The organism is Streptomyces sp. NPDC127038 (assembly GCF_042725875.1).
GTDB lineage: Bacteria > Actinomycetota > Actinomycetes > Streptomycetales > Streptomycetaceae > Streptomyces.
In genome coordinates this window covers 112,061-119,432 of sequence record NZ_JBHXDQ010000022.1, presented here as the reverse complement: position 1 = coordinate 119,432, position 7,372 = coordinate 112,061, and the positions used below count along the sequence as shown (strand labels likewise).

6 protein-coding genes are annotated in these 7,372 nt (G+C 73.0%); 4 read left to right on the top strand and 2 right to left on the bottom strand.

Annotated elements, in window-relative coordinates; translation table 11 throughout:
• Positions 1–93 precede the first annotated feature (93 nt).
• Positions 94–1,272 (bottom strand): tRNA dihydrouridine synthase DusB, encoded by a 1,179-nt coding sequence (dusB, locus tag ACFWI4_RS18030; protein ID WP_387196948.1) that lies wholly within the window; start codon positions 1,270–1,272, stop codon positions 94–96.
• A 96-nt stretch (positions 1,273–1,368) separates the two neighbouring features.
• Here dusB and ACFWI4_RS18025 point away from each other — a divergent pair, with 96 nt between their 5' ends.
• Positions 1,369–2,832, top strand: coding sequence for an MFS transporter (locus ACFWI4_RS18025; RefSeq protein WP_387196945.1), 1,464 nt, complete (start codon positions 1,369–1,371; stop codon positions 2,830–2,832).
• A 70-nt stretch (positions 2,833–2,902) separates the two neighbouring features.
• Here the strand turns inward: ACFWI4_RS18025 and ACFWI4_RS18020 are convergent, their stop codons facing one another.
• Positions 2,903–3,946, bottom strand: a complete 1,044-nt coding sequence (locus tag ACFWI4_RS18020; protein WP_387196942.1) for a helix-turn-helix transcriptional regulator — start codon at positions 3,944–3,946, stop codon at positions 2,903–2,905.
• Positions 3,947–4,047: 101 nt separating this feature from the next.
• Here ACFWI4_RS18020 and ACFWI4_RS18015 point away from each other — a divergent pair, with 101 nt between their 5' ends.
• From ACFWI4_RS18015 to ACFWI4_RS18005, 3 genes are all read left to right on the top strand, one after another.
• Positions 4,048–5,478 carry an MFS transporter gene (locus ACFWI4_RS18015; protein ID WP_387196939.1) on the top strand — a complete coding sequence of 477 codons (1,431 nt, stop codon included), beginning with the start codon at positions 4,048–4,050 and terminating at the stop codon, positions 5,476–5,478.
• 270 nt (positions 5,479–5,748) lie between these two features.
• Positions 5,749–7,032 (top strand): M14 family zinc carboxypeptidase, encoded by a 1,284-nt coding sequence (locus ACFWI4_RS18010; protein WP_387196972.1) that lies wholly within the window; start codon positions 5,749–5,751, stop codon positions 7,030–7,032.
• Between the two features lie 116 nt (positions 7,033–7,148).
• Positions 7,149–7,355 carry a hypothetical protein gene (locus ACFWI4_RS18005; protein WP_385397086.1) on the top strand — a complete coding sequence of 69 codons (207 nt, stop codon included), beginning with the start codon at positions 7,149–7,151 and terminating at the stop codon, positions 7,353–7,355.
• The last annotated feature ends 17 nt before the right edge of the window (positions 7,356–7,372 follow it).

Genomic DNA, 7,372 nt, shown 5'->3' with positions numbered 1-7,372 from the left:
ATGCACCACCCGGGCACGGGGGGGGGGGGGGGGGGGCCCCGGGGTGCGGGCGGGGGGGCGGGGGGGGGGCGCCCCCCCCGCACGGCCGGCGGATCAGCCGCCGGAGGTGTCCAGTTCGGCGTCCTCGGACACGCCCGCGCAGTCGTAGGGGTCCTTCAGCCAGCCGTCCGGCAGGACGACCCGGTTGTTGCCGGAGGTACGGCCGCGGGGGCCGTCGGCGCCCGCGGGCCACGGCTGGTCGAGGTCCAGCTCGGCGAGTCCGTCGGAGAGCTCGGCGAGCGAGGAGGTGATCGCGAGGCGCTTGCGCATCTCGGAGCCGACCGAGAAGCCCTTGAGGTACCAGGCGACGTGCTTGCGGAAGTCGATGACGCCCCGCGCCTCGTCGCCGATCCACTCGCCGAGGAGCGTGGCGTGGCGGACCATGACCGCCGCGACCTCGCGCAGCACGGGCCGCGCGTAGTCGCCGGGGCGGCTCTCGAAGGCGGCCACGAGGTCGCCGAACAGCCACGGCCGGCCGAGGCAGCCGCGTCCGACGACGACGCCGTCGCAGCCGGTCTCGCGCACCATGCGCAGCGCGTCGTCCGCCGACCAGATGTCGCCGTTGCCGAGGACGGGGATCTCCGGCACGTGCTCCTTCAGCCGGGCGATGGCGTCCCAGTCGGCGGTGCCGCCGTAGTGCTGGGCCGCGGTCCTGCCGTGCAGCGCGATGGCCGTCACGCCCTCCTCGACGGCGATCCGGCCCGCGTCGAGGAAGGTGATGTGGTCGTCGTCGATGCCCTTGCGCATCTTCATGGTGACGGGCAGGTCCCCGGCGCCGCTCACGGCCTCGCGCAGGATCGCGCGCAGCAGGTTGCGCTTGTACGGGAGGGCGGAGCCGCCGCCCTTGCGGGTGACCTTGGGGACCGGGCAGCCGAAGTTCAGGTCGATGTGGTCGGCGAGGTCCTCCTCCGCGATCATGCGGACGGCCTTGCCGACGGTGGCGGGGTCGACTCCGTACAGCTGGATCGAGCGCGGCTTCTCGGTCGCGTCGAAGTGGATCAGCTGCATGGTCTTCTCGTTGCGCTCGACCAGCGCCCGCGTGGTGATCATCTCGCTGACGAACAGGCCCTTGCCGCCGCTGAACTCGCGGCACAGCGTGCGGAACGGCGCGTTCGTGATCCCGGCCATGGGGGCCAGGACGACGGGCGGCTGCGCCGTGTGGGGGCCGATCGAGAGCGAGGAGTTCACCGGGGGGTTCACCATGGGGTTCACCGTGGACGTGGGCGTGGGCATTCCCCCATTGTGGCGTACGGCGCCGGATGCTCGCGCGGAAGATCATGTAGTGGTCATTAGTTAGACACACTATCGACAACGACGTACGCTGACTCCATGCCTGAGCTCAGCCACCGTCACCGGATGCTGGTGCTCGCGATCTGCTGCATGAGTCTGCTGATCGTGAGCCTCGACGTCACGGTTCTGAACGTCGCCCTCCCCTCGATGCAGCGGGAGCTGCACGCGAGCGTCGCGGGCATGCAGTGGACCATCGACGCCTACACCCTGGTGCTGGCCTCACTGCTGATGCTGGCGGGCTCCACCGCCGACCGCATCGGCCGGCGCAAGGTGTTCATGGCGGGCCTGGTGCTGTTCACCATCGGCTCGGTGCTGTGCTCCCTCGCCCCGAACCTCGACACGCTCATCGTCTTCCGGATGGTCCAGGCCGTCGGCGGCTCGATGCTGAACCCGGTGGCGATGTCGATCATCACCAACACCTTCACCGACCCCCGCGAGCGGGCCCGCGCGATCGGGGTCTGGGGTGCCGTCGTCGGTATATCGATGGCCGCCGGACCGATGGTGGGCGGACTGCTCGTCGACTCCGTCGGCTGGCGGTCGATCTTCTGGATCAACCTGCCCGTCGGCCTCGCCGCGCTCCTGCTGACCCTGCGGTTCGTCCCCGAGTCCCGTGCCCCGAAGGCCCGCCGGCCCGACCCGGTCGGCCAGCTCCTCGTGATCGTCCTGCTCGGCTCCCTGACGTACGCGATCATCGAGGCGCCGACCTCGGGCATCGCCCACACCCTGTCGTTCGGCGCCGTCGCCCTCGCCGCGCTGGCCGGCCTCCTGTGGTACGAGCCGCGGCGCGACGAACCCCTCATCGACCTGCGCTTCTTCCGCTCGGTTCCGTTCAGCGGGGCCACCGTCATCGCGGTGAGCGCGTTCGCCGCGCTGAGCGGCTTCCTGTTCCTGTCGACGCTGTACCTCCAGAACGTGCGCGGTCTGAACGCCCTGCACGCGGGCCTGTGGATGCTGCCCATGGCGATCCTGTGCTTCGTCTGCGCGCCGATATCGGGACGTCTGGTCGGCAGCCGGGGCCCCCGGCCGTCGCTGCTGATCGCCGGGCTCGCCATGACGGTCAGCGGGGTGCTGTTCGCCGCCTTCGAGGCGGAGACGTCGAACGTCACGCTCGTCGTCGGCTATGTCTTCTTCGGCCTCGGCTTCGGCTTCGTGAACGCGCCGATCACCAACACGGCCGTCTCCGGCATGCCCCGCGCCCAGGCGGGCGTCGCCGCCGCCGTCGCCTCGACCAGCCGGCAGATCGGCGGCACCCTCGGTGTCGCGGTCATCGGCGCGGCCCTCGCCTCCGGCATCCAGGCCTCCGCCTACCGGGAGACCTTCGTCGCCGCGTCCCGCCCCGGCTGGTGGGTGATCACCGCCTGCGGTGTCGCGGTCCTCGCGATCGGTCTGCTCAGCAGCGGGGCCCGGGCCCGCGCGTCGGCCGAACGCACGGCCCGCCTGCTGGAGTCCCCGGAGATCCGGGACGCGGCGGGCGTACGGGCCCAGGACCCGTCGGCGGCCTGAGCCACCCGGCGGCCGGTGCGACGCCGGCCGCCCGCCGGACCGTCGGACCGTCGGGTCGGGTCTCCCCCGGTCAGCGGGCTCGTGCCGCCGCCGCTCGGAGGCCCGCTCCGGGCCGGTCCGCGACCTCCGCCTCCTCGCAGAGGCCCGCTCCGGGCCGGTCCGCGACCGCCTCCGCCGCCCCTGCCCCGGCCTCCGCCTCCGCCTCCGCCTCCGCCCGCAGCGCGATCGCGTGCAGCTTCTCCAGCCGCTCGCGGCTCTCCTCGTCCTTGGGCGGGTACGTCACCATGCGGGCGCCCAGGTCGGGGGCGAGCCACAGGTCCGTGTGGTCGACGGTGACCAGGCCGACGTACGGGTTGAGGAACTGCTTGGTCTTGCCGAGGGCGGCGGCGACCTCGTACCGGTCCCAGTTCTCGCGGAACTCCGCCGACTCGGCCCGCAGCCGCTTCAGCAGGGTCTTCCAGGCCGGCTCCCCCAGGTGCCCGGCCATCGACGCCCGCAGCTTGGCGGCCATCAGCCGCGTGGTCTCGTCGCGCAGGACGATCGACTCGCGCCACTCCGCGTTCGTGTAGGCGAGCAGGACGCAGTTGCGGTCGGCGGGCGGGACCGCGTCGAGGTCGCGCATCATCAGCCGCCCGTAGGTGCGGTTGTACGCCAGGATGTCGTACCTGCTGTTCTGGATGCAGGCCGGGACGGGCTCCAGCTGTGCCAGGATCCGGCGCAGCGCCGGGGTGATCACCGGGCACTGCGCGGCGGGCGTGGGATCGACCGCCCCGGCCAGCTGGAAGAGGTGGGCGCGCTCGCTGGGGTCCAGCAGGAGCGTGCGGGCCAGCGCGTCGAGGACCTGCTCGGAGACCTGGATGTCGCGGGCCTGTTCCAACCAGGTGTACCAGGTGACGCCCACGGCGGAGAGCTGGGCGACCTCCTCGCGGCGCAGGCCCGGCGTACGGCGGCGGCGGCCGCGGGGCAGCTGGACCTGCTCGGGCGTGATGCGTTCGCGGCGGCTGCGCAGGAAGGTGGCCAGCTCGTGCCGGCGGATCTCCCCCGTGCGGGTGCCGGAGGCCCGGGGCGGCTCGGGCACTGTTCCGGGGCGCGTCTCCTGTGCCATCGTCGTCATTCCTCCAGCCTGCCGCTCACCGCAGCCTGTTGCCAGGTAGTGCTTGTACCAGGATAAGGAGACTCTGGTACCCGTCTGGGCCGAGGAGAAGTCTTGGGGACGTGACCGAAACCGGAACCCTCACGACCACCGTCCGTGCCCCCACGGCGCCACCCGCGCTCGGCGGCCTCGGACTCTTCACGGTGCTGCTCGGCGCGGCACTGCCCCTGATCGACTTCTTCATCGTCAACGTGGCCCTGCCGACCATCGGGCGGGACCTGAACGCGAGCGAGGCCGTCCTCGAACTCGTCGTCGCCGGCTACGGAGTCGCGTACGCCGTCCTGCTCGTCCTCGGGGGACGCCTCGGCGACCTCTTCGGGCGGCGCCGGCTCTTCCTCGGCGGCATGGCGGCCTTCGGCCTGACCTCGCTCGCCTGCGGCCTCGCGCCCACCGCGTGGACCCTGGTCGCCGCGCGCGTCGCCCAGGGCGCGGCGTCCGCGGCGATGCTGCCGCAGGTCCTGGCCACCATCCAGTCGGCGACCTCCGGACAGCGCCGCGCCAAGGCGATGGGCCTGTACGGCGCCACGGCCGGCCTGTCCATGGTGGCCGGGCAGATCCTCGGCGGCCTGCTGGTCGCGGCCGACATCGCGGGCACCGGCTGGCGCTCGGTGTTCCTGGTGAACGTGCCCGTCGTGGTGCTCGGCCTGGTGCTGGCCCGCCGCGCGGTCCCCGAGACCCGCTCGCAGCGCCCGGAGCCCGTCGACGCCCCCGGCACGGTCCTGCTCGCGGTCGCGCTGCTGGCTCTGCTGGCCCCGCTCACCGAGGGCCGGGCCGCGGGCTGGCCGCTGTGGACCTGGGTGTCCCTCGCCCTGTTCCCGCTCGCGGCCGCCGCGTTCTACCTCGTGGAACGCCGCGCGGACCGGCGCGGCCGCACCCCCCTGGTCCCGCCGAGCCTGTTCGAGCTGACCTCGCTGCGCCGGGGCCTGATCATGATCGTGCCGTTCTCGATCGGGTTCAGCGGCTTCATGTTCGTGATCGCGGTGGCCCTGCAACGCGGGGAGGGCCTCGGGCCCGTCCCGGCGGGGCTGGCCCTCGCGCCCATGGCGGTCGTCTTCTTCGTCACGTCGCTGTGCGGACCGCGGCTGATCGCCCGCTTCGGCACCCGGGTCGTCACCGCGGGCGGACTGCTCCAGGCGGTGGGTCTCTGCCTCATCGCGCTGGCCGCCTGGCGCTCCTGGCCCGATCTCGGGATCGTGGAACTGCTGCCCGGAGCGGCCGTCGCCGGCGCGGGGCAGGCGCTCCAGCTGCCCGTCCTCATCCGGATCATCCTCTCCGAGGTGCCGGCCGCGCGGGCGGGCGTGGGCAGCGGCGTGATGGCCACGACCCAGCAGGCGGCGCTCGCCGTCGGTGTGGCCACCCTCGGCACCCTGTTCCTGTCGCTGGCCCCTTCCCACGGCATGCGCGACGCCCTGGTGACGACCCTGCTGGTCCAGCTGGCCGGCGTGGTCCTGACCACCGCGCTGAGCCTGCGGCTGCCCCGCACGATCAGTTGAGGGACGGGTCCGCCCACAGGATTCGACTCCCGTGCGGCCAGCGGCATATGCCCAGGCCATGAGGCTGCCGCCTTACCCCCAGGGGCTGTTGACACCAGTGGTGCGCCATGTCGTACTGAGTCGCACCGAAGTCGAACGGAACGTGCCCGGCGATGGCCCGGCGCGTTCCGTCCGGCGGACCCGCGACCGGCGATCCACGATCCGAGGAGACTCCGTGGCCGAGATCAAGATCCGCGCGCTGGACCGGAGACGGACCCGGGACGACAGCGGATCCGGACACTGAGCTATCCCACACCCGCCGACGTCACCCGCACCGCCGAGGCCCTGACCGCCCGGTATCCCGGCCTGTGCCGGCTGAGCACGATCGGCCACTCCCGGCACGGCGTCCCGCTGCGGATGCTGAGCGTCGGGAAAGGGTCACGGCACGCCCTCGTGGTCGCGGGCGCACACCCCAACGAGTACGTCGGCGGGGGCACCCTTCTGGCGCTGGCCCACCGGGCACTGGGCGGCGAACGTCCCGGCACCGTATGGCATCTGGTGCTGTGCCTCGACCCGGACGGAGCGCGCCTCAACGAGGGCGGGCACCGGGCCGACACCCTCTTCGGCCACTACCGGTCCTTCTTCCGGCCCACCGCCGACGAACAGCCCGAATGGGCACCGGCCCTGCCCCGCCCGAGGGTCCTGCCGGAGAGCCGCGCCCTGCTCGACGTCATCCACCGGCTGCGGCCCTACATCCAGATCTCCCTGCACAGCACGGACATCGGCGGCACCTTCGCCCAGCTCACCCGGGACGTCCCCGGTCTCGACCGGACCCTCGCCGCCTCCGCCGAACGGCTCGGCATCCCGGTCGAACGGGCCCCGCTGGACGCCCTGCACTGGCCCACGAGCGCTCCCGGCGTCTTCGTCCTGCCGCCGCCCGGTGCGCCCGAACGCCCCACCGCCTTCCCGGAGAACGCCCATCGCTCGACCTGGCTCGCCCCGCACGCCCACGGCGGTGTCACCGCGGTCCTGGAGGTGCCGGTCTGGGCCGCGGCCGGGTTCGCCGACCTCGCCCCGCACCCCGCTCCCGAACAGCGGCTGCGGCACTGGGCGGAACGGCTGCGGGACTACGCCCACACCGTCCGCGTCCACTACGAGCGGGCCCGTCCGCACCTCCCGGCGCCCGGTCCCGAGCCCGCCTTCAGCATGCGCCGGGCCGTGGCCGAGACGCTGGGTGTGTGCGGCCCGCTGGCCGACAGCTGGGATCCCGCGCATCCGTCGTTCACCCCGCTGCCCGGTCTCACCCGCGCCCGGACGGCCAGCATCGAGGGCTTCGCCCGCCGCACCCCGCTGCGGGCCGCCGCCATGCTGCTGCGCCTGCTGGAGGAGTACGCGCCGGCCCCGGGGACAGCGTCCCAGCGCGCCGAGCTCGAAGCCCTCGTGGCGCGTTGGTGCGCCGCCTACTCGGCCAGCTTCACGGCGACCTGGGTGCCGGTGGACCGGCAGATAGAACACCAGGTCAACGTCACCACGGCCGCCGTCGAGGCCGCCGAGGGCCATCTCGCCCCGTCCTGACCCGCGACCGCCGCCGCTCGGGCGTCCGCGAACTCACGGCCCAGGAACCCCCGTTGATCTTCGCCATGCTGCACACTCCTTGCTGCGCAGGCGAAGCGGGAGAACCAGGAGGCGTCATGCTTCAGATCAACGCGAGCAAAGTGAGCCGCTGGGACCAGCACGGCCGCGAACACACCGTCCATGTGCAGCGGTCGGGCGTCCAGCGGACCATCCGGTGCGAGACGTGCGGCTGGCGCAAGAACACCCAGTTCCTGCCCTGGCTGAAGGCCGAGGAACACCTGGCCGAGAAGCACCAGGCGACGGTCGACCCCAAGGAGGCGTGAGCCGGTCCCCCGCGGGG

Coding starts and splice junctions, on each gene's coding strand:
- dusB (WP_387196948.1), bottom strand. CDS start 1,272: ATGCCCACGCCCACGTCCACGGTGAACCCCATGGTGAACCCCCCGGTG.
- ACFWI4_RS18025 (WP_387196945.1), top strand. CDS start 1,369: ATGCCTGAGCTCAGCCACCGTCACCGGATGCTGGTGCTCGCGATCTGC.
- ACFWI4_RS18020 (WP_387196942.1), bottom strand. CDS start 3,946: ATGACGACGATGGCACAGGAGACGCGCCCCGGAACAGTGCCCGAGCCG.
- ACFWI4_RS18005 (WP_385397086.1), top strand. CDS start 7,149: ATGCTTCAGATCAACGCGAGCAAAGTGAGCCGCTGGGACCAGCACGGC.